Source organism: Bradyrhizobium sp., assembly GCF_049519115.1.
Taxonomy (GTDB): domain Bacteria; phylum Pseudomonadota; class Alphaproteobacteria; order Rhizobiales; family Xanthobacteraceae; genus Bradyrhizobium.
The window spans coordinates 1-20,683 of sequence record NZ_JBEKRB010000047.1; the positions used below are offsets into that span (position 1 = coordinate 1).

General features: G+C 61.3%; 18 protein-coding genes and 3 pseudogenes. 9 read left to right on the forward strand and 12 right to left on the reverse strand.

What is annotated here, in order from left to right; genetic code table 11:
• Both ABSE61_RS27770 and ABSE61_RS27775 read left to right on the forward strand, forming a co-directional pair.
• On the forward strand, positions 1-231 hold a 231-nt coding region (locus ABSE61_RS27770), incomplete at its 5' end, for a GMC oxidoreductase (protein WP_423874355.1).
• Positions 228-605, forward strand: a complete 378-nt coding sequence (locus tag ABSE61_RS27775) for a c-type cytochrome (protein WP_423874357.1) — start codon at positions 228-230, stop codon at positions 603-605. The genes ABSE61_RS27770 and ABSE61_RS27775, both read left to right, overlap by 4 nt.
• 94 nt (positions 606-699) lie before the next feature.
• On the opposite strand, the gene ABSE61_RS27780 is transcribed toward ABSE61_RS27775, so the two are convergent.
• Positions 700-2,364 carry a virginiamycin B lyase family protein gene (locus ABSE61_RS27780; RefSeq protein WP_423874358.1) on the reverse strand — a complete coding sequence of 555 codons (1,665 nt, stop codon included), beginning with the start codon at positions 2,362-2,364 and terminating at the stop codon, positions 700-702.
• A 148-nt stretch (positions 2,365-2,512) separates the two neighbouring features.
• On the opposite strand from ABSE61_RS27780, the gene ABSE61_RS27785 reads away from it, so the two are divergent.
• Positions 2,513-2,977 (forward strand): DoxX family protein, encoded by a 465-nt coding sequence (locus ABSE61_RS27785; protein WP_423874359.1) that lies wholly within the window; start codon positions 2,513-2,515, stop codon positions 2,975-2,977.
• A 47-nt stretch (positions 2,978-3,024) separates the two neighbouring features.
• Here the strand turns inward: ABSE61_RS27785 and ABSE61_RS27790 are convergent, their stop codons facing one another.
• Together ABSE61_RS27790 and ABSE61_RS27795 are read right to left on the reverse strand one after the other, a co-directional pair.
• Positions 3,025-4,149 carry an alpha/beta hydrolase family protein gene (locus ABSE61_RS27790; RefSeq protein ID WP_423874360.1) on the reverse strand — a complete coding sequence of 375 codons (1,125 nt, stop codon included), beginning with the start codon at positions 4,147-4,149 and terminating at the stop codon, positions 3,025-3,027.
• Between the two features lie 146 nt (positions 4,150-4,295).
• Positions 4,296-4,424: pseudogene (locus tag ABSE61_RS27795) on the reverse strand (acyl carrier protein); the annotation flags it as partial.
• A gap of 384 nt (positions 4,425-4,808) precedes the next feature.
• Between ABSE61_RS27795 and ABSE61_RS27800 the strand changes: the two are divergent.
• Both ABSE61_RS27800 and ABSE61_RS27805 read left to right on the forward strand, forming a co-directional pair.
• The gene (locus tag ABSE61_RS27800; protein ID WP_423874361.1) at positions 4,809-6,035 is read left to right on the forward strand and encodes an acyl-CoA dehydrogenase family protein; all 1,227 of its coding nucleotides are present in this window, start codon (positions 4,809-4,811) and stop codon (positions 6,033-6,035) included.
• Positions 6,036-6,071: 36 nt separating this feature from the next.
• Positions 6,072-7,010 (forward strand): amino acid--[acyl-carrier-protein] ligase, encoded by a 939-nt coding sequence (locus ABSE61_RS27805; RefSeq protein WP_423874362.1) that lies wholly within the window; start codon positions 6,072-6,074, stop codon positions 7,008-7,010.
• A 62-nt stretch (positions 7,011-7,072) separates the two neighbouring features.
• Here the strand turns inward: ABSE61_RS27805 and ABSE61_RS27810 are convergent, their stop codons facing one another.
• Entirely contained in the window at positions 7,073-7,948 is an 876-nt protein-coding gene (locus ABSE61_RS27810) for a branched-chain amino acid aminotransferase (RefSeq protein WP_423874414.1), read from the reverse strand.
• 330 nt (positions 7,949-8,278) lie between these two features.
• On the opposite strand from ABSE61_RS27810, the gene ABSE61_RS27815 reads away from it, so the two are divergent.
• Entirely contained in the window at positions 8,279-9,583 is a 1,305-nt protein-coding gene (locus tag ABSE61_RS27815; protein ID WP_423874363.1) for an O-acetylhomoserine aminocarboxypropyltransferase/cysteine synthase family protein, read from the forward strand.
• Between the two features lie 180 nt (positions 9,584-9,763).
• Positions 9,764-10,783 carry a homoserine O-succinyltransferase MetA gene (gene metA, locus ABSE61_RS27820; protein ID WP_423874364.1) on the forward strand — a complete coding sequence of 340 codons (1,020 nt, stop codon included), beginning with the start codon at positions 9,764-9,766 and terminating at the stop codon, positions 10,781-10,783.
• Here the strand turns inward: metA and ABSE61_RS27825 are convergent.
• Positions 10,763-10,957, reverse strand: coding sequence for a hypothetical protein (locus ABSE61_RS27825; protein ID WP_423874416.1), 195 nt, complete (start codon positions 10,955-10,957; stop codon positions 10,763-10,765). The genes metA and ABSE61_RS27825 overlap by 21 nt on opposite strands.
• Between ABSE61_RS27825 and ABSE61_RS27830 the strand changes: the two are divergent.
• Positions 10,899-11,102 (forward strand): annotated as a pseudogene (locus ABSE61_RS27830) (polysaccharide deacetylase family protein); the annotation flags it as partial. The gene ABSE61_RS27825 and the pseudogene ABSE61_RS27830 sit on opposite strands and share 59 nt — an antisense overlap.
• Before the next feature lie 86 nt (positions 11,103-11,188).
• On the forward strand, positions 11,189-11,554 hold the full coding sequence (locus ABSE61_RS27835) for a polysaccharide deacetylase family protein (protein WP_423874417.1): 366 nt from the start codon (positions 11,189-11,191) through the stop codon (positions 11,552-11,554).
• A 26-nt stretch (positions 11,555-11,580) separates the two neighbouring features.
• Here ABSE61_RS27835 and ABSE61_RS27840 read toward each other — a convergent pair whose 3' ends face one another.
• The 7 genes and pseudogenes from ABSE61_RS27840 to ABSE61_RS27870 all read right to left on the reverse strand — a co-directional run bounded on the left by ABSE61_RS27840 (position 11,581) and on the right by ABSE61_RS27870 (position 20,627).
• Entirely contained in the window at positions 11,581-12,912 is a 1,332-nt protein-coding gene (locus tag ABSE61_RS27840) for an MFS transporter (protein ID WP_423874365.1), read from the reverse strand.
• A 38-nt stretch (positions 12,913-12,950) separates the two neighbouring features.
• The gene (locus ABSE61_RS27845; RefSeq protein ID WP_423874366.1) at positions 12,951-13,757 is read right to left on the reverse strand and encodes an enoyl-CoA hydratase/isomerase family protein; all 807 of its coding nucleotides are present in this window, start codon (positions 13,755-13,757) and stop codon (positions 12,951-12,953) included.
• Positions 13,758-13,773: 16 nt separating this feature from the next.
• A complete protein-coding gene (locus tag ABSE61_RS27850) occupies positions 13,774-15,309 on the reverse strand; it encodes an AMP-binding protein (protein ID WP_423874367.1) in 1,536 nt (511 codons plus the stop codon).
• Positions 15,302-15,823: a (2Fe-2S)-binding protein gene (locus tag ABSE61_RS27855; RefSeq protein ID WP_423874368.1), complete on the reverse strand. Its 522-nt coding sequence runs from the start codon at positions 15,821-15,823 to the stop codon at positions 15,302-15,304. The genes ABSE61_RS27850 and ABSE61_RS27855 overlap by 8 nt, the downstream gene beginning before the upstream one ends.
• Positions 15,820-16,632, reverse strand: coding sequence for an FAD binding domain-containing protein (locus ABSE61_RS27860; protein ID WP_423874369.1), 813 nt, complete (start codon positions 16,630-16,632; stop codon positions 15,820-15,822). Before ABSE61_RS27860 ends, ABSE61_RS27855 begins: the two co-directional genes overlap by 4 nt.
• Positions 16,629-19,492: pseudogene (locus ABSE61_RS27865) on the reverse strand (xanthine dehydrogenase family protein molybdopterin-binding subunit). Before ABSE61_RS27865 ends, ABSE61_RS27860 begins: the two are co-directional and overlap by 4 nt.
• 292 nt (positions 19,493-19,784) lie before the next feature.
• The gene (locus tag ABSE61_RS27870; RefSeq protein ID WP_423874370.1) at positions 19,785-20,627 is read right to left on the reverse strand and encodes an AraC family transcriptional regulator; all 843 of its coding nucleotides are present in this window, start codon (positions 20,625-20,627) and stop codon (positions 19,785-19,787) included.
• Between the last annotated feature and the right edge of the window lie 56 nt (positions 20,628-20,683).

Genomic DNA, 20,683 nt, shown 5'->3' on the forward strand with positions numbered 1-20,683 from the left:
AGCACGCACAACACCGGCGGGACGATCATGGGGACCAATTCACGCGACAGCGCGGTGAACAAATATTTGCAGAGCTGGGATTGCCACAACCTGTTCGTGGTGGGCGCCAACGTGTTCCCGCACAATTCGGCCTATAATCCCACCGGCCCCGTCGGCGCGCTCGCTTACTGGACCGCCGACGCCATCAAGAACCGTTATCTCAAGAATCCAGGTCCACTGGTGCAGGCATGATCGCAAGACGTATCGCAACCGCGGCCTTGTTGTTGGCCTCGGCTCTCGTCACAAGCGCGCATGCCGAAGGCGACGCCAAGCGCGGCGAGACCCGCTTCCAGGAATGCGCGGCCTGCCACAAGCTCGAAGCCGGCGCCAATGAAGTGGGTCCGAGCCTGCATCGAATCTTTTCGCGCAAGGCCGGCGAACTTTCCGATTTTCGCTACTCACCGGCGATGAAGCGCAGCGGCGTCGGCTGGACACCGGAAACACTCGACAAATACATCGCCGATCCGCAGGCCTTCATTCCGGCCAACCGCATGCCCTATGCCGGCCTATCGAATGCCAGCGATCGCGCCGACCTCATCGCTTACTTGCAGAAGGCGACGCAGTAGCCGCTGACGCTCGACCGCGACCGGGCGAGATTCGCTTTTGTTTGACGCGTTTTCTTGACGCGAACCGGTACCCGCTTCGCTTGAAAACGCTTTGTTACTCCAGCGGCTCGACTTTCACGATCGAAGCGCCGTGGTTGTTACCGGCCCAGAAGCTGACCGGACTGGTGGAATTGTCAACAAAGACACGCCGGATATTGGTGGAGCGCGGCAGCAGATAATTGACCGTCGTGCCGGTCGCAGGATTGAGCCGGGTGACCTGGTCGCTCAGCATCGAACCCGTCCAGGCTTCGCCGTTGCGATCGACAACGACGTCATAAGGCGACGACCATCTCGGCGGGATTGGCCACTCCTTGAACTCTTCGCGTTTGGTGTCGAACATGCCGATTCGATCGCCGCGATATTCGCCGAACCACAAGCGGTCCTGCGCGTCCATCGAGCCGCGGCGCGGCGCCGAGTTCGGAGTTGGGATCTCGAATAAATCGACGGCTCCGGTCTTGGCATCGATACGGCCAATGTGACGTTGCCGGAAATCGGTGAAGTAGACGTTGTTCTTGGAGTCGGGAATGACGTCGTAGATATTGTGCGGACCCGACATGCCTTTGAACGGCTCGAAGGTTTCGAGCTTGCCGGTGGCGACATCGAGCCGGTGGATGCCGGCAAAGCCGTTGTTCTGCGCCCACACCTTGCCGTCGACGCCGGCGCTTTGCGGGCTGACCATGTTGATCTGCGCGGCATCGATATTTTCCTCGCCTTCGAGCGGCCAGAACTTGAAAGTTTCTGTCCTGGGATCGAACCTGGCGATCGTGGCCTGATACATGTTGCCGAACCACAGATTGCCATCGATATCGCTGCGCAAGCCGAGCAGGCCGGTCGGGAAGCCGGGCTTGTGCTCGGCGATCGCAAATTCCGTGAGCTTGCCCGTTTTCGGATCGAGCTTGCCGAGATACTGCTCTCCAAAGGACGAGAACCAAACCGCGCCGTTGACATCGACAATCACGTCGTGAGGCTCAATGCTTTCGCGCGGCAGATCATATTCGGTGTAGATGACGCGGGTGGCGGTTCCGGTCGGACGCGGCAGGGACTTGAATTCGAAATTCCAGGTGGGTTGCGCGCTGAGATTGATGCTGGCGAGGTAGTCCGCCGTACCGCGATAGACCTGCACGCGCTGATCGCCGCGCTCTTCTCTCAGACGCTCGGCACGGCGCAATTGCGGATGCAACGGCATGCTTTGATTCACATAGCCCTGCATGCGCGGCAGGATCATCGTCAGGAATTCGTCCGCGGTGTATTTCGAATTCAGCGGGCGGGCGAGCGTGTGGCAGCCGACGCAATTGAGCAATTGCCCCTTCTGCGCATCCGTGCCCGGCAAGCTCGCAAGCCACTCGGCATTGCTCAGTTGCGACGCAATATCTTTCGCCGCGCGCAACGCAAGATCGGCGGTCGCGGTCTTGTCCGCCACAACGGAAACCTGGGTGGGCCCATCGAGGTCGTAACCCACGGCCCGGATGCGCAAGGCGTAGGCACCGGGCTCAAGTCTTGCAGCCGGGAAGCTGTAGTGGCCGTCCTTATCGCTCACGACTGTCACCGTAATGGTCGACCCGCTTTTTCGAGCGCTGACAAGGACGCCTTCCAGCGCCTCCGGCCCGGCCGTCACCGTTCCCGTCAACGCAGGCGCCGGCTGCTGCGCGGCCAAGCGGCTTGTGATCAGACAAGCAAGACCTAGAAGGCAAACGAAGCTCGCTACCGAAAGGCGCGACATGGGCGTCTCCCCTGTTTTTGATTATTGTTATTCGTTGCGGACAGTGTAGAGGGCTGGATTGCCGAAGACCAGTGGCTTCAAAGCCGCCGTTTCTCGGGTATGATGGGGCGCGAACGCCAAGAGAAGTTCAAGAAACGGGGAACAGAGGATGAGTATCGAAGCCGGAGAAAGCCGAACCAATCTGCCGGGCATTGTCGCCGCCATGTTCAGCAATGCGACCGTTGACCGCGACTACGCGCCGTACGGACTTTTTCTGTTGCGGATTTCACTCGGGTTCGACTGGCTCGTTCATGCCTTCCTGAAAGTCTCCCGCGGCATGTACACCCACGAAGCGCTGCTGGCGAAGAACGGCATCACGCCCCTGCTCGCCTGGCCGACCTTCAGCCTCGAGGTGATCGGCGGTGTCGCCATCCTGCTCGGCTGGTACACCCGGCAATGGGCCGGTTTCCTGCTGATATTTTTGGCCGTGGTTGTCTGGATCAAATGGCCGGTCGGCTGGGGCTACTCCAACACGGGTGGCGGCTGGGAATATCCGATGCTGTGGCTGGTCGCCCAGGCCGCCTTGGTATTGGCCGGCAGCGGCGCCTTCGCGCTGCAGGGGTCCAAATCCTGAAACTTCCAATTCCCGAGCTGATCCAGCCTGGAATTTCTGCCACCGGGTTATTGAACCGGCTGGTTGTTGACGTTGACGACCCGGCACCTCACGGAGGTGCCGGACGTGCAATAGCCGAGTGCGGCCTGACGTGCTTCTTCGACCGACCGGCGGCCGGTCGTCCAGCCGAAGCGCTCATCGCTTGAGACCGCAAACGCCTTGTTGGGCCCGCTCTCGAGATAGGTTTTGAATGTCTCACGACCGTTGCTGCTCAACCCAGGCGGGGCGGTGACATTCGGAAGCGTCAGGTCGATCAGGCGCTCGCGCAGCGCCAGGTTATTCGCCGCCAGAAAGCGGTCGACGATCGGCGACCAGATCGAAATCCCGCTGCCAGTCGTGAAAAGCTGATGGCCGTCCTCGCCAAACGCGGCCGTTTTGACGAAGGTGAGATTCCCGCCGGCGTTGGCGAAGGCGTTCGAGAGCAGCGGCACCAGCCGCGGCCCGAAGAAATGATCGTTTTCGGCCGCAACCCATAATAGCGGGACCTGCGACGTCTCGCCGTACTGGGCGAACGCCGCAACAAGCTGCCTCTCGCCGCAGACCGCGTCCGGAACGGTCGAACCGCGCCCCGGCGCGAATGCAATCGCAGCAGCGAGATCGCGCGGGGGGTCGGAGGTCAGCGCGACGGTTGCAAAGGCACCGGCCGAGTGACCGACGCTGATCCATTTGCCTTTGCTGACATACGATTGTCCGCTCATATATCTGGCGACCGCGGCGATGTCGCTGGCGCCGGCGCGGGCGGCCGTGGCGTAGTCCGGACCCGAACAAGAGCCATAGCCCTCGGCCCATTCGCCTTGCGAGTTTCCGTAGCCCCGCCGCATTGCGACGACCGCTACAAAGCCACGCCGTGCGAATGCGACCGCCTGTGGCCACAGGCGATACGGGGACATGGTCGAACGGTTGGCAGCATCGCGCGGAGAGCCATGATTGAGGACCGCTAGCGGATGCGCGATCCCGTCATCCGGCCGCACCACGAGCGCCTCCAGCTCGAGGGCGCGAGACCTGCCGGGTTCCGAGACCGGAATACGTATCGGTTCGAAGCGCAATTCGTCCGCTCGCGCCCCGGTGGAGGGCAGCACCAGAAGCAGCAGACAATACGCCGCCAACAGATCAAGGCGTTTCATCGGTTTCATGGGCGCCACCGAATCGTCGGATGGGACTATCCGCGCCAACCTGCATCGGCTGGGCACCTCAAGGCAATCTCATCCTTCGATCGATTGATTCTGTCGTGCTGGCAACCGGCGGCAAGGCCGCCGATCAGGCCGCGTTCACGACCCACGAGCTGGCTGACGACCAGTCTTTCCAGCGTGGCGACCGACTGGAATTTTTCCGGCGTGATGTCCGATTGTGGAATCGTGAAATCGAACTCGGCTTCGACAGCGAGCATCAGGTTGACCATGTCCATCGATTCTGCTTGAGGATGGATTTGACGAGGGCGAGCAATCTGCCCTGAACATCGCTAGCGGTCTGCATTTCGATTTTCTCACCTGTCGTGTCGATCCAGTCATTGCTTGCGAGAAATGCAAACCATAACGCGCGTGACTATACTTCTGCGACTGCCTTAAAAACAGTGAATCCGGTTTGAGCGAAATCTTTGTCGCTTTTAACGCTAATGACGGTCGTTAAAACACAGAGCATTGCGACAACGTCCGATTAACTTTCATCGCTGAAACGGTGGCCATTTACCTCGAATTTCATCGACGCATTTGAGTTAAATCTTTAAGCGTAACACTCGATCGGAAGTTGCACGCGCCGACGTTTTGCACCGAAAAACCATCGAGGCATATTTGTCATGAATGTTCAGCAAGCCAATTTTCGTGACGCGAGCACCGAAAAGACCGGCGAGCAGTTCATCCCCGATCGTAGTTCCTTCCCGCAAAGAATCGCTGCCGTAACCGCAGCCGCGGCCACAGAGGCCGACGAGGTTGACCGTGGCGCGCGCTTCCCGCAAAAGGCCATCGATGCGGCGCGCACGCAACGCCTGCTTGGCGTCCAGATCCCGCAAGCCTTCGGCGGAGATGGCGCGTCGATTTTCGACATTACCGACATGTGCTACGCGCTCGGCCGCGCCTGTTCTTCCACTGCGATGATTTTCGCGATGCATCAGACCAAGGTCGCCTGCCTGGTTCGGCACGGCGGCGGCAGCGCCTATCACGAAGCCCTGATGCGCCGCGTGGCGTCCGAGCAAATGCTGCTCGCATCCTCGACGACCGAAGGCCAGAACGGCGGCAACATTCGCCTTTCCTCCGCGGCCGTCGAGCATGCCGGCAGCGAGATCTCGCTGGTTCGTAATGCGACGGTGATTTCCTATGGCGCGCAGGCCGACGGCATCGTCACCATTGCTCGCCGTGACGGCGATGCAGCCGGCTCCGATCAGGTACTGCTCGCTATCACCAAAAACGACTACACGCTGGAGCGCAGCGTCGAATGGGAAACGCTCGGCATGCGCGGAACCTGCAGCGCCGGCTTCGAATTGAAATTCAAAGGCTCAAGCGAACAGATTTTTCCCGCAAGTTATGACAAGATCCATGCCCAGACCATGACGCCGGTAGCACACCTGTGCTGGTCGTCCGCCTGGGCCGGGATTGCCGCCGCTTCCGTCGCGCGCGCGCAAGCCTTCATCCGCAAGGCCGCTCGCAGTGCCGGCGGTCAAATGCCGCCGGGAGCGGCCCATTTCAACGCCGCCAGGATGAAGCTCGCCAAACTGCGTGCGATCATCACCGCAAATCTCGACAATTATGCAGCCCATGAACACGACGAGCGGGTGTTGTCATCGATCGACTTCCAGTCGTCGATCAACCTGCTCAAGGTGGAGGCTTCCGAACTTGCCGTCGAGACCGTGATGAGCGCGATGCGCGCTTGCGGACTCGCGGGCTATCGCAACGACGGCGATTTCAGCGTCGGCCGCTTGCTGCGTGACGTCTTGTCGTCGCCGATCATGATCAACAACGACCGCATTCTCTCCAACATTGCCACCACCAGCCTCATGAGCGCGGTGCCGGCGGGTTTGCGCGACTAAGCCACAACGATCCAGCAATACCAGGGAAGGCCGAACATGAACGTCGTCGTCCGAACCAACACGGTCGAAAGCGCCGCACAGCCCGCCGATCCGCTCGACCACCTGGCCGACAAGCTGTTCCACAAGATGAGCACCGACGGCGTTTACGCCCGGACCGAGCTCTATGAACACATCGTCGAGCGCCTTGCCGCGCTGATCACAGGGCATCGCGAGGCGGGCACAGAAGTGATGCGCTTTCCGCCGGTCATGAATCGCGCGCAACTGGAGAAATCAGGCTACTTGAAGAGTTTCCCGAACCTGCTCGGTTGCGTTTGCGGGCTGCACGGCACGGAGCGCGAGATCAACGACGCGGTCAGCCGTTTCGACGCAGGTGGCGAATGGACCACCTCGCTCTCGCCCGCCGATCTCGTGCTGTCCCCGGCCGCCTGTTATCCGGTCTATCCGATTGCGGCCGCCCGCGGGCGGCTACAGCAAGGCGGTTTGCGTTTCGACGTCGCGGCGGATTGTTTCCGGCGCGAACCCTCGCGCCATCTCGACCGGCTACAATCCTTCCGGATGCGGGAATATGTCTGCATCGGCAGCCCTGAAGATGTTTCCGATTTTCGTGAGCGCTGGATGGTTCGGGCGCAAGCGATCGCGCGCGACCTCAGGCTGACCTTCAAGGTCGACTATGCGAGCGATCCGTTCTTCGGCCGCGTCGGCCAGATGAAGGCCGTCAGCCAGAAGCAGCAGTCGTTGAAATTCGAACTGCTCATCCCGCTGCGTTCCGAGGGGCAACCCACCGCCTGCATGAGCTTCAACTACCACCGCGACCATTTTGGCACGACCTGGGATATCGAGGACGCCAGCGGCGCACCGGCCCATACCGGCTGCGTGGCATTCGGCATGGACCGGTTGGCGGTGGCGATGTTCCACACCCACGGCACGGATCTCGCGAAATGGCCGGACGCCTTGCGTGAACTACTCGGCCTTTAAGCCAAGCGAATGACGTCGTGCGCCGGCGATCCGGCGCATGTCGCGATCAAGACGCCCATCGACTAACTGTGCGCAAACTCCCAGTACAGCTTTCGTGCACGTTGAAAGACCGGGCCCGGTTGCAATGAGCGGTCGTCGATCCGGATCACCGGCGCGACCTTGGCGAAGTTGCCGCTCGAAAAGATTTCATCCGCGGTCAGAAAATCCTGATACTTGAGCGCTGTCTCGATGACCGTGACGCCGTCGGCGCGCAACAGGCCGATCACGCGCTGCCTCGTGATGCCGTTGAGAAACGTTCCGTTCGGCGCGGGCGTGTAGACCACACCATGCTTTGCCATGAACACATTCGAATTGCCGAATTCGGCAACGTTGCCGAGCATGTCGAGCATCAGGCAATTGTTGAAGCCGCGCGCTTGCGCCTCGATCAGGGCCCGCGAATTGTTCGGGTAAAGACAACCCGCCTTGCAGTCCACCGGCGCGCTTTCCATCGTCGGGCGACGGAACGGCGAGAGCGTGATCGCCGCGCCCGTGATCGGCGGCATGGGAGCTGCATAGACGCACAGGCACCAGTTCGTCGTTTCGGGATCGAACAGAACGCCGCCGCCGCTTCCGGCCTGCGCCCAATACATCGGGCGGATATACAGCTCCGCTTTGGCGTCAAACCGCGCGATGCCCTCGCGCGCCAATGCCAGCCAGGTTTCGGTATCGACCACGGGCTTGAGCTTGAAGTTGACCGCGGACCGGTTGACGCGCTCGCAATGCCGGTCGAGGTCGGGCGCCACGCCTTCAAAGGCGCGCGCCCCGTCAAACACCGTTGAAGCCAGCCACGCGCCGTGGGTACGAGGCCCCATGATCGGCACATTGCCGCCGTGCCAGTCGCCTTCGAAGAAGGTTAAGGTCTCGGAAAAATCGACCGGCTTCACGGTCGGAACGGACATAGCCATCTGTGCTCTCGCGACCAGCGCGGTGGATAACGGCCTCCATATTGTCCTAACTTCCTAAGGATTTCCTTTTCCATGCCGAAGGCGCGATGCCGGCAGACGACGAGCGCATCCGCTTGCGCAGGCCGGCGTGATCGCGCGCGGCCGAACATGGTTACGAAGGAATGAGGAAACTGTTCAGACCTTTAATCGATCGGCGCACGTTCACTAGGGTTATTTCATCTATCTTGGCGCGAATTATTGAAGGCTTGATGGTCGGCGTTTTACAAATTGGACTGCGAAAAAAGCACGCTGAAGTGCATTACGCGAAGAAAGTAGAGGTGACCGATGCGCAGCGAGACGATCGCCATTCACGCTGGCTACGAACCCGATCCGGCCACCAAGTCGGTCGCTGTTCCGATCTATCAGACGGCATCTTACGCGTTCGACAGCGCCGACCATGGCGCAGCCCTCTTCAACCTGGAAGCCGAAGGTTATCGCTACAGCCGGATCGCCAACCCGACGACGTCGGTTCTGGAAAAACGCATCGCCGAGCTCGAAGGCGGCGTCGGTGCGCTGGCGGTCGCGAGCGGCCAGGCCGCGCTGCACTTTTCTATCGTTAACCTCGCCGACGTCGGCGGCAACATCGTCTCAGTGCCACAGCTCTACGGCACCTCGCATACGCTTTTCGGCCACATCCTGCCGCGCCAGGGCATCACCACCCGCTTTGCGGAAAGCGACAAGGCCGATGCAATCGAGAAACTGATCGACGCGAATACCAAAGCGGTGTTTGCCGAAACGATCGGAAATCCCGCCGGAAATATCTGCGATATCGAAGCACTGGCCAAGGTTGCGCATCGTCACGGCGTGCCGCTGGTGGTCGACAACACGGTGGCGACGCCGATCCTGCTCAAGCCGTTCGACTACGGCGCCGACATCGCCATTCACTCCCTGACCAAATTTCTCGGCGGCCACGGCACTACGCTCGGCGGCGCGATCGTCGACAGCGGCCGCTTCCGCTGGGCCGATCACGCCGACCGCTTCCCGGCCTTCAACCGTCCGGACGTCTCCTATCACGGCCTCGTCTATGCCGAACGCTTTGGCGCGAAGGCCTATATCGAGCGCGCCCGCAGCGTCTATCAGCGAACCATGGGCGCGGTACTTTCTCCGTTCAATGCGTTCCTGCTGCTGCAAGGCATCGAGACCGTGGCCCTCCGCGTCGAGCGGCACGTCGAGAACGCGCGCAAGGTAGCTGAATTCCTGCGCAACGATCCGCGCGTCGATTGGATCAACTATGGCGGCTTTGCCGACAGCCCCTACTACCCGCTGGTGGAAAAATATCTCAACGGCAACGCATCCTCGCTGTTCACTTTCGGCATCAAGGGCGGCCTGGAGGCCGGCAAGGTGTTCTACGACTCGCTGGAACTGATCACGCGCCTCGTCAATATCGGCGATGCCAAGTCGCTCGCCTGCCATCCGGCCTCAACCACCCATCGTCAGATGACCGCGGAGCAGCAGCGCGTCGCCGGCATCCTGCCCGAGACCATCCGCCTTTCGATCGGCATCGAGCACGTCGACGACATCATCGAAGACATCGATCAGGCGCTGGCGAAGGCGAACTTCACGGGTCGACGGCTTCAAGCGGCGGAATGAACCGGCTAGTGCGGCGAATTTGAAGTTCCTATCGGTATCGCAGCAAATTCGTCATGGGAACTTCAAATTCTAAGCCGCACTAGGAATCGATAAGTTGCTAGAGCTCCTCTGATTCTGAAGTTCGCATCAGAGGTTGCCGCGATATCATGCGAACTTCGGAATCGGAGCGCTAGGCGTGACATGACTGTCCTGTTGGAAAAGCGGCGACTGATCGTCAGCCCCGGTCTCGTACCGGCACAGCAGCGGCGCGAGGATAAATTCGGCCATCCGCAAAACGTCTATGTCGATCTTACGATCGGTCTCATCAACAATATGCCGGACGGTGCGCTCAAGGCGACCGAACGTCAGTTCATGCGCCTGCTAAGGCAAGCCGCCGGCGACGTTCGCATCGATTTTCACTGCTTTTCGTTGCCGTCCGTGAGACGCTCGCAATCGGAGAAGGGGCGCCTCGAGGGTCAGTACACCGACATCGCCGAAATCGAACGGCTCCAGATCGACGGGCTGATCGTCACTGGAGCTGAGCCCAACGCGGCGACCCTCCCCCAGGAGACGTTCTGGCGCGAGCTCACCGACATTGTCGATTGGGCCAGGAACAATACGCGATCGACGATCTGGTCGTGCCTGGCTGCCCATGCCGCGGTGCTGCATCTGGACGGCATCGAACGACAACGAATCGAGACAAAGTGCTCCGGAATCTACGACTGTGTCGGCGTTTCGCCCCACTGGCTAACGGAAGGACTTCCCTCCCCCTTCAAGGTTGCGCATTCTCGTCTCAATGAAGTTTGCGCCGACGACCTGACCGCGAACGGCTACCATTTGCTGTCGCGTTCGCTGCGCGGCGTCGACAGCTTCGCCAAGGACTTCGGCAGTCAGTTCATCTTCTTCCAGGGCCATCCGGAATATGAGGAATTGTCGCTGGAGCGTGAGTATCTTCGCGACATATCGCGCTTTCTCAGCTGCGAACGCGACAGCTACCCGGGAATTCCCGCCGGTTATTTCGACGCGGAGACCGAGCAGAAGCTTGCGGCCTTTGCCATGCGTGCCCAAGCCGAACGCCGGCCGGCGCTGAGCACGGAATTACCCGACCGCACCCTTCGGGAGGATATTGCGACCGGCGCGGCCGCCACAGTCATGTTCCGCAACTGGATCGGCTTTCTCTTCGAACGCGCACGAGCCGCTTCACCGGAAACGAGTCTCTGATCGGGTGACGGAAATGCCTGCGCAAACCGAATGGCCAGCATTGCAGGCACGCGTCAGTAACCGCCTGTCGCGGTACTTCTGCACGACGCCGTTCAAGCTGCGCAACACGCGGCCGATGGTCAGCTTCACCTTCGACGACTTGCCCGACAGCGCTGCCACGACCGGCGCTTCCATTCTCGACCGCTGCGATGCAAAGGCGACGTTCTATGTCTCCGGCAGCCAGGTCGACAAATGGTCAGACCACTGGCAAGGGGTTACGGCCGACAATATCCTGGAATTACACCGGGGCGGCCACGAGATCGCCTGCCATACATTTTCCCACGTGCGCGCGACCGATCTCGATGCGGCACGGCTCGCTGCCGAAATCGAGAAAAACGCCGCTACTTGCTTGGCCTCAACCCTTCGATGCGGATCGAGAATTTTGCTTACCCTTACGGCCTCGGCTCGGTATGGCGCAAAGCGCAGCTTGCAAAGACCTTCCGGTCTTCCCGCGGCATTATTCCAGGCATCAACAGCGGCGTGGTGGATTTGCAGTATTTACGCTCCACCCCGCTGATCAATCGCCACATCGATGAAGAGCGCATCGATGGTGTCTTCGATGCACTGGTCGATAGCAACGGCTGGCTCATTTTCTACGGCCATGATGTGGCGAGTGAGCCCAGCCCCTACGGCTGCACCCCGTCGTTGCTGCGATATGCGCTCGATGCCGCAGCCAAACGCAATGTGACCATCATGACCGTCGCCGGCGCGCTGCTCGCCGCCGGCGCGTGAGTTTTGATTTTGCGATCATCGCCTCGTCAGCGAAAATTCCCTTTGGTTTCCGGAATCAAAAACGCGCCGATCAGATAGATCACAAAGATCCCGACCACGAAAATCGAAAGCGTCATCGGGATTTGCGCCGGACTTCCCGCGGCCAGCGATACAAAAGTCGGCATCATGCCGCCTAGGGCAAATCCGATATTCCATGACAAACCAGTACCGCTGGCGCGGATCTCGGTCGGAAATCGCTCGTTGAGGAATATCAGGACCGGCGCGTAACCGGCGTTGCCGAGGAATGCGATCGCCAGCGCATAAAATGCGATCATGCCGGTATCCTTGGCCACGGCCATTCCGAGATAGCAGATCGGCAGCAAGACGATCATGCACAGGCCAGCCAGTATAAAGGTCTTCTTGCGGCCGATCGCATCGCTGAGCGCGCCGACAAGGATCGCTGAGATCAAGGCCATCACGCTCCCGCCCATCAAAATGAGCGAGGAGACGTTATTGGGAACGTTATTCACGACCTTGAGGAACGACGGCAGGTAGCCTGACGTCAGGTAGTAGCCGGCGCCGCCACCGAATGTGATCAGCAGGTTGAGCAGCAGGACGTTGCGCCAGTCGCTCGAAAACAGCGCCGTGACCGGAGCCGCTGTCTTGACGGCGGTACCGGCAGCTCTCTGCTTCTGACGTTCCTTGAAGAAAGGCGATTCCTCGAGGTTATTGAAAATGAACCAGCCGAGCAGCGAACTGAGCAGGCCGGAAAAGAACATGCAGCGCCATCCCCAGACCGCGAACGCCTCGCCCGGAAAGACCGAGGACGTGATCAGGAAGACGAACGAAGCGAGCAGCGCGCCGATCCCGGCTCCGCCCCCGCCGATCAGACCCGACATGGCGCCGCGCCGGTCCGGCGAGACCGACTCGGTGCCGATGGTGTGGGTGGAAGCGACGACGCCGCCGACAAATACGCCCTGAACCAGCCGCAGGATCAGGAACAAGGCCGGCGCCATATAGCCGGCTTGCGCGATCGTCGGCAGTAGGCCGAACGCGGCTGTCGAAAAGCCGACGCCAACGATCGCGACAAACATTGCGTTCTTGCGGCCGTGAACATCCGCATAGTGGCCGAAGATCGCGGAGCCGACGGGACGCATCAACAAGGTCACCGCGAAAGACGCATAGACCGCGGCGAGTGAGAGCGTCGGGACGGTCGATGGGAAGAACAAGGCACCGACGACGGGAGCGACATATAATAGAATGAACAGGTCAAACAGATCGAGCGACCAGCCGAGCACCGACGCGATCATCGCATTTCGCATTTGTCGCGTCCCGGCAGGCGGCGACGCTTCAATATTCTTGGAATCCGCAATCGACATGTGTCTCTCCAACTTTTTATTTGAAAAAAGATCGACGCTCAGCTTCCGATGAATTTCGGCGGCCGCTTGGCGTTGAAGGCTTCGACCCCCTCCTTGAAGTCATCCGACTGGCGCAGACGGCTGTAGCAATGGCCTTCGAGCTCGATCGCGATTGACAGCGTCGAATCCTCGGTGTCGTTCAAAAGCTTTTTGGCCGTTCGCTGGGCCATCGGCGAGAAGGTGCGAAGCTCATCGACAAGCTTGTCGGTCACCTTCTCGAGCTCGGCATCGGACACGCATTCGGTGGCGATGCCCCAGTCAAACGCCTGCTTCGCGGTGATGCGTTTCGACCGCATCACGATGTCCTTGGTGCGGGTGATTCCGATCATCTTCTGTAACCGCGCCGAGCCACCCGAGCCGGGAATCTGTCCGAGCTTCTGTTCTGGTAGCGCGTAAAGCGTAGTCTCGGACGCGAGACGGAAATCGCAGGCCAGCGACAGTTCGAAGCCGACGCCGAAGCAATAGCCACGGTTGGCAACGATCACCGGCTTCGAACAACGCGCCGGCGAGCCGATATTCCAGGCAAGCTTCGAAACCTTCTCGGGCGTCGCTTCCATGAAGCCACCGATATTGCCGCCGCTGGAGAAGTGCTCGCCGACCGACCGCACGACAATGACGCGCACCCGCGCATCCTCATCCAGCGTCTCGAACACCAGACGGAGCTGGTCGCGTTCCGGCATCGAGACGACGTTGAGCGGCGGCCGGTTGAGGATGATATCGGCGCGCTCATGCGCTTCATCGATTTCGACCTGAAAGCCGTCGAGCTTGGCGAGCCTCGGGTCCGCGAACGTATAAGGTGAAGCCATGGCAAGTTCCTTTCTTTTAATCAGGCCGCGCGTGTTCAGGTTGATAGTCGCCGGCCACCAGCAGGCGGCGCAGCAATTTCCCGACCGGGGATTTCGGCAACACATCGACAAAGACGAAACGCCGCGGGCGCTTAAAATCGGCAAGGCCAGAGGTACGGCAGAATTGATCGAGGTCGGCATCGCTGACCGCTGCCTTGCGCTTGACGAAGGCCGTGACGACCTTGCCCCATTTTTCGTCAGGAAGGCCGACGACAGCGACCTCGAGCACGGCCGGGTGCAGCGAAAGACAGCTTTCGATTTCGACAGGAGAGACGTTTTCGCCACCGGTGATGATCATGTCGTCGACGCGGCCGGTGACAAAGAGATCGCCATCGCGATCAACGAAGCCCGTATCACCCGTAAAATACCAGCCGTCTCGCAGGGATTTCACATCCGCGTCCGGCCGCCGCCAGTAGCCCTCAAAGGATTCATCGCCCGCCAAGAGTGCGATGATTTCGCCCTCTTCTTCTGGCGCGGCAAGGTCGGTCACGGAAGCTGCATTCAGCTTTACGACGCGGATTTCCTGATTGATGCCGGCCTTGCCCGCCGAACCCGGCTTGGCCGGGGCGTTCTGGTCGATGGTGAAAGTGTAGATTTCAGAGCTACCGTAATGATTGACGAACAGATCGGGGAGGAATGCCTCGTTGAGCTTCTTCAGGAGGCCGTCTGTCATCGACGCACCGGCAAAACCGAGCTTTCGCACGCTCGACACGTTGCTCGAAGCAAATTCGCGGGCGTGAACCAGATCGTGGTACAGCGTCGGCACCAGATAGAGGTTGGTGACCCGCTCCGCCTCAATCAGCGCCAGTGCCCTTTTCGTGTCGTAGCGGGGCAGGCACACAAACGTGCCGCCGATCAGCGACATCGCGATCAGGGAGCGGACGCCCATGGTGTGATAGAGCGGCATGACGCCGAGCGTCCGTTCGCCGCGCCGATAGAGATTTTGCGCGACATGGGCGATGCCGGCGGCGCGCTCGGCACGATGCCGCCGCGGCACGCCTTTCGGCCTCGACGTCGTGCCCGACGTATAAAGCATGATCGACCAGCCGTCGGCGCCGACTCGCGGGGTCGCATCCGTCGCAGGCTCGCTCGCCACACGCGCAAAATCGATTGCGCCGGCATCGTCACAGCCAACGGCGATGCGCGGCAGGTTCGGTGCGCGTTTCGACCGTGCAATGGCTTGTGCGGAAGCGTCCTGGTAGACGACGGCACGCGCTTCGGAGTTTTCGATGCAGAAATCGAGTTCGTCGTCCTTGGCTCGCCAATTGACTGGCGTGATCACGATGCCCGCCAACTGGCAGGCCCAATGCAAGGTTGCGGCGGCCTCGCAATTCTGAAGCAAAGTGACGATGTGATCGCCCGCCTTCAAACCGATGCGGTCGAGCGCAGCAACCACCGACGAGATACGTCGATACCATTGCGCATAAGTCAGCCGGACGCCGTCATCGACGACCGCGAGCGCTCGCGGGTCACGCGCGATGCTGGCGACAAAGCTGGTTCCAAGATCAAGCATCGGATTTCTCCCCGCTCCTGTCGCCATCCATTTCCGCGGCAGCTTCCATGGCCGCGTACACGATCGGCGTGTACCCGGTGCACCGGCACAGATGGCCAGTCAGGAGGTCGCGGACTTCCTGCTCGCTGGGCTGAGGGGTTTCGCGCAAGAAATGATCGAGTGACATCAAAATACCCGCGGTACAAAATCCGCATTGCAACGCGTGGTTACGCTTGAACGCCGCTTGCAGTATGCTGAGGCGGCCCGATGCGGGAGCAAGTCCCTCAACCGTCCGCACCGCACAGCCCTCGGCCTGCACCGCAAGCGTAAGGCAGGCGCGCGCCAATTTACCGTCGACCTCGACCGTGCAGGCGCCGCAGACGCCGTGCTCGCAGCCAACATGGGTACCGGTGGCACCGATCTGGTGGCGCAGAAAGTCGGTAAGGAGCATGCGAGGCTCGGCCTCGCCGCCGCACGGCTTGCCGTTAAGCGTGAACTGAATCGTGTGACGTTGGCCGGCGGCGAGACGGCTCATGGCGACACCTCCCGGATCAGATCGGCGCCGATCAGACGAACGAGGTCGCGCCGGTATCGCGCCGAGGCATGAACGTCATCGCGGGCACCGAGCTCATAAGCGAAGGCGTTCAAGGCGTCGTCGAGTGCGCTTGATTCAAGGCTCGGAAACTCCCGCGTCGCCGGCATGTCGGCGACGCCGCCGACAGCGAGGCGAACACCGTTCTTTGTCGCCACCGCGGCACAGGCGACGATGGCAAAATCGCCGTGGCGGCGCGCCACCTCGCGAAAGGCACAGCGGCGCTGATCGGCAGGAAACGAAACGGCCTCAATCAATTCATCGTCGGCGCGATTGGTAGCCATCATGCCGGCAAAGAAATCTTTCGCCGATACACGCCGGCGCCGTTTGGCGCTACGCAAGTGCACTTCGCCGCCGAGTGCGCAAAGCGCCAGCGGCAATTCGGCGCTGGGATCCGCATGCGCGATCGATCCGCACACCGTGCCCCGGCTTCGGGTTTGGACATGACCGGCCCAGGGCAGCGCCTGCGCAACCAGCCGCAAAGCTTCGCCAAGTTCCGGCCACGCCAACAACGCGGCCTGCCGGATGCCGGCGCCAACGGTGACGTTACCGTTCTTGCGCTCGATGCGCGCGAGTTCCGGAAGGCGCATGATATCGATCAGCGTCTTCGGCCTGGCCAGGCGCATGTTGAGCATCGGCATCAGCGATTGTCCGCCCGCGATGATGCGCGCATCGCCGCCCTCACGGGCGAGCCCATCCAGCACCTCATCGAGATGCCCGGCGCGGACATAGTCGAACGCGGCGGGCTTCATCGCCGCCCTCCGAACCAATTTCGAAGCCTCGCCAGAAGCGAGAGGCCCCGAGAAGCGGATGCGCCGCCCCCGGCCTGTCGCGCCAGTGCCGCAAAAAACTGCCCGATGATCACCCGCGCGGCACCATCCAGAAGCCGCCCGCCGATGCTGGCGACCTTGCCGCCGATTCCGGCTTCATACACGTAATGGATCGTGGTGCCGCCATTCGAAGTGGGGCGAAGGGTGATGCGGCCCTCGCCGTTGCCGAAGCCGAGCCCTCCTTCCGCGTGGCCCGCGAGCGTCACGGCCCTCGGCGGGTCGAGATCGGACAGTTTCACCTCGGCCCGATAACGCCCCTTCACCGGGCCGATGCCGATCGTCACGTCCGCACGGAAATGGGTGTCGGAGATTTTTTCGACACCGTGGCAGCCGGGAATCACGGCCGCGAGCGTGTTGGGGTCGAGCAGCATGTCCCAGATTTGCTGCGCGCTGGCCTTGACGACGGCCTCGCCCTCGCCGCGCAGCTTTCGATCGCCGCCGCGTTTTTCCTCCGCTTGCGCCGCCTGGCGTGCCGGAGGCTCGGGCTCGGCGCCACGAACGAATTCAGCCAGCTTCGCAGGCACGAGAGGCAAAACAAGATCTCTCGCTCCGATCGCATCAGCAGATAGTCCGCGAGCGTCCCGGTCAGAAAACTGCCGTCCTCGGCATAGGCATATTCTTCATAGAGCGCGGCGCCGACCGCTTGCGCGAAGCCGCCGCGCACCTGCCCGTCGACCATGGCCGGATGCAGGATGGTCCCGCAATCGTGCATGGTGACGTAGCGATCGATCCGCGTTTGCAGCGTGGTGCGGTCGACCTCGACGCCGCAGAAATCGAAAATGAAGCCGTGGCAAAGCGAGGAATTGATGTGGTCGTCCTCGTCCGGCGCGGTGAGTTCGGGCGGCGACCAGAACACGGTCTCGCGGATGGTTTGTCCGACGCCGTCAGGCAGCGCACCCGGCGACCAGTGACTGAGCGCGGCAACGCGCGAGAACGACACTTTATTGTCAGGATTGCGCTTCGACCCGACACGACCATCGGCGAACGCGATGTCATCGGCCTCGGTGTTCAACTGGCTCGCCGCGATGCCACGCAATTTCCCGGCAATTCGCTCGGCGGCGAGCTTGGCGGTGCCGGCGACCGCCGGAGCAAAGCGGCTGGCATAATTTCCGGACGCAATCGACCAGGCGTCCTTCGCGGTATCGATCTCGGTGTTGACACGAATATCCGAGGGCTTCAGCCCGAATACATCAGCAACGACCTGCGACAGAACGGTACGATGTCCCTGTCCCTGCGGCACAGATGCAACGTGAACCGATACGCTCCCGACCGGATCGATCGCGACCGTCGCGGTCGCCTGCGCACCATTTTTCGGGCCAGCCTTGCGCCGCTCGGCGGGCGTGAGCACGGTCGTGATGTAACCCATATTGGAGACGCTGGGCTCGACCACGGCCGTGTAGCCGATGCCGTAGAGACGGCCTTCCGCGCGTGCCGCATCCCGCCGCGACTTGAGTTCGGCGAGCGCGCCCTCTTGCACCGCCCGCCGCACCGCTTCCTGATAATTGCCGGAATCGAGCAAGGCTCCGCTCGCCGTCCGGTAGGGGAATGCATCCGCCGCGACGAGATTGCGCGTGATGACGTCGAGCGGATCGAGCTTCAGTTCGATCGCGATCCGCTGGACCAGGCGTTCCAGCGCGAAATACACCTGCGGACCGCCGAAGCCGCGATTTAATCCGGTCGGCGTCTTGTTGGTGACGACAACCCGGTTGCGGATTTTCATGTGGCGGATGTCGTAGGCGCCGGAGAGGTTGCCATGCATGCGATAGAGCGTGGCCGGTTCCGGCGCCCGCAGGTGTGCGCCACAGTCTTCGACCTGGTCCCAATCGAGCGCAAGAATATGACCGTCCCCGGCAACCGCAGCTGCGAGCGAAACCGCGCGGTTGGTTGCTGAAACCGAAGCTGTCAGGTGCTCGAGCCGATCCTCGATCCATTTCACCGGGCGCCCCGAAGCGCGAGCGGCGGCCGCGATCAGGACAATGTAGGGGAATACGCCCTGCTTGACCCCAAAACTGCCGCCAAAATCCGGCGGCGTGCGCAGCCGCAAGCGATTGCCCGGGACTTTCAAGGCGCGCGACAGCACCGCGTGAATGCTGAAAGGCCCCTGGAAATTGGCCAGCACGTCGTAAGCGTCTTCGCCCGGATCGTAGTCCGCGACCACGCCATAGGTTTCGATCGGCGTGCAGGAATTGCGCGGATAGCTGACGTCGATGCTGATGCGATACGCCGCGGATGCAAAGGCCTGTTCAGGTTCGCCGTAGCGAAACGAGCGGTCGCTGGCGACATTGCCACCAAAGCCATCATGCAGCACTGGCGCATCGGAACGCAACGCCGCGCGCGGATCGATCACGACAGGCCGCGGCGCATAACGCACATCGATGAGATCGACCGCGTCTTCGGCCAGATAACGATCGGCTGCGACGACGATCGCCACGGGTTCGCCGACGTAGCGCACGCGGCCGACCGCCATCGGCCAGCATTCGACCGGCGCCTTGACGCCCACCACAAGGCTCGACGTCAGCGCCTTGATATCCTCGCCATGGAGTACAGCAACCACGCCGCGCGCCTGCATCGCCTGCGACACGTCGATAGAGATAATATCGGCGTGAGCGTGCGGCGAACGCAGAAACGCCGCGTGCAGCGTGCCCGGGTGAACGCCGACATCGTCCATGAAGCGGCCGCGCCCGCTCAGAAGCGAGGAATCTTCGACACGCGCAATCGACTGGCCGACCCAAGGAGAGCCGGCCCCTGTACGGGCTGTAACTGAGGTGGTGGCTTCCGCCATCCGAAAACGTTTCTCCCACGCAGATAATGACTGCGTCAGGAACAGCTATTCAGCGATGGTCCGGACCCGCAATGTCGGCTGATCTCGAAACTTACCATCCCGTCTCATTTCGCGAGAAATGTGCGGCGCAGCATCAACGTCCGATTCTAACATTCGCTTCCCTTCTCAGCGGGTCCGCTAGCGAATGTTAGAATCGAAGGACCACCAGCAAACATTAAAATCCCAGTTGAGTTTAGGATTTGGCATTCGCTCATCGGATCCGCGGCTAGACTGTAGCGAATGCCAAATCCACTCAACTAGCAAGACGTGAAACGCTTCGGAACTCGCGCGGCGAGACGCCGCTGTGGTTGCGGAAAAAGCGGGTGAAATGCGCAGGCTCGGCAAAGCCGAGCTGGTGGCTGATTTCGGAGACGCTTGCGGACTGATGCAGCACGGCGTCGACTGCCTTCTCCATCCGCACGACGTTGAGATAGACCTTTGGCGGCACACCGACGGAGGCTTCGAACAGGCGGAAAAAATGCGCGCGAGAGAGCCCGGCATCCCTGGCAAAGGATTCGAGGGCTGTGCCGCGCTGGTTTTCGGACCGCATGGAAGCGACGGCCTTGTGAATACGCCAGTCGCCGGCGCGCGTGCGTATCGAGCGGATAGAGGCCGGAAAGCTCCGCCATGGCGTAAAACGTTCGATCACCGCGATCATGAGGTCTGACAGCAGAGCTTCGTGCTCCGCCAGTGCCTCCGGGTGGGCCATCATATCGGCGGCAAGACTCATCGCCAGATCGCGGATGTGCGGCGAAACTTCACCGGAGGGATGGCTGAAAAAGCCCGGCGCGCCGCTGGCCGCCCAGCCCGGTCGGAAGGCCGTCAGCCATTCTGGTTCGATATAGAGGGCGAGGATAACGGTGCGCGGCCGTTCCGGATAATGGACATAGGAATGCGGCTGCCAGCCGTTCACGAGAACGGCGCTGGTATCGGTCAACGGGTAAACCTTGTCCCCAACGATAAATTGGGTGTCCGCACCCTCGACCTTCAACAACACATGGCAATGCGGATGGGCGTGTCGCACCAGCGACCCGTCCATGTCCAGAAGCGCAACCCGCCCGAAGGCTCCGTGCGCGATCCGCAGCGCCGTCGACATCGCTAAAGCTTCTCTCCCGAACAAACCCAGCTCGCCCGGCTTGATGCCGGCGGTAT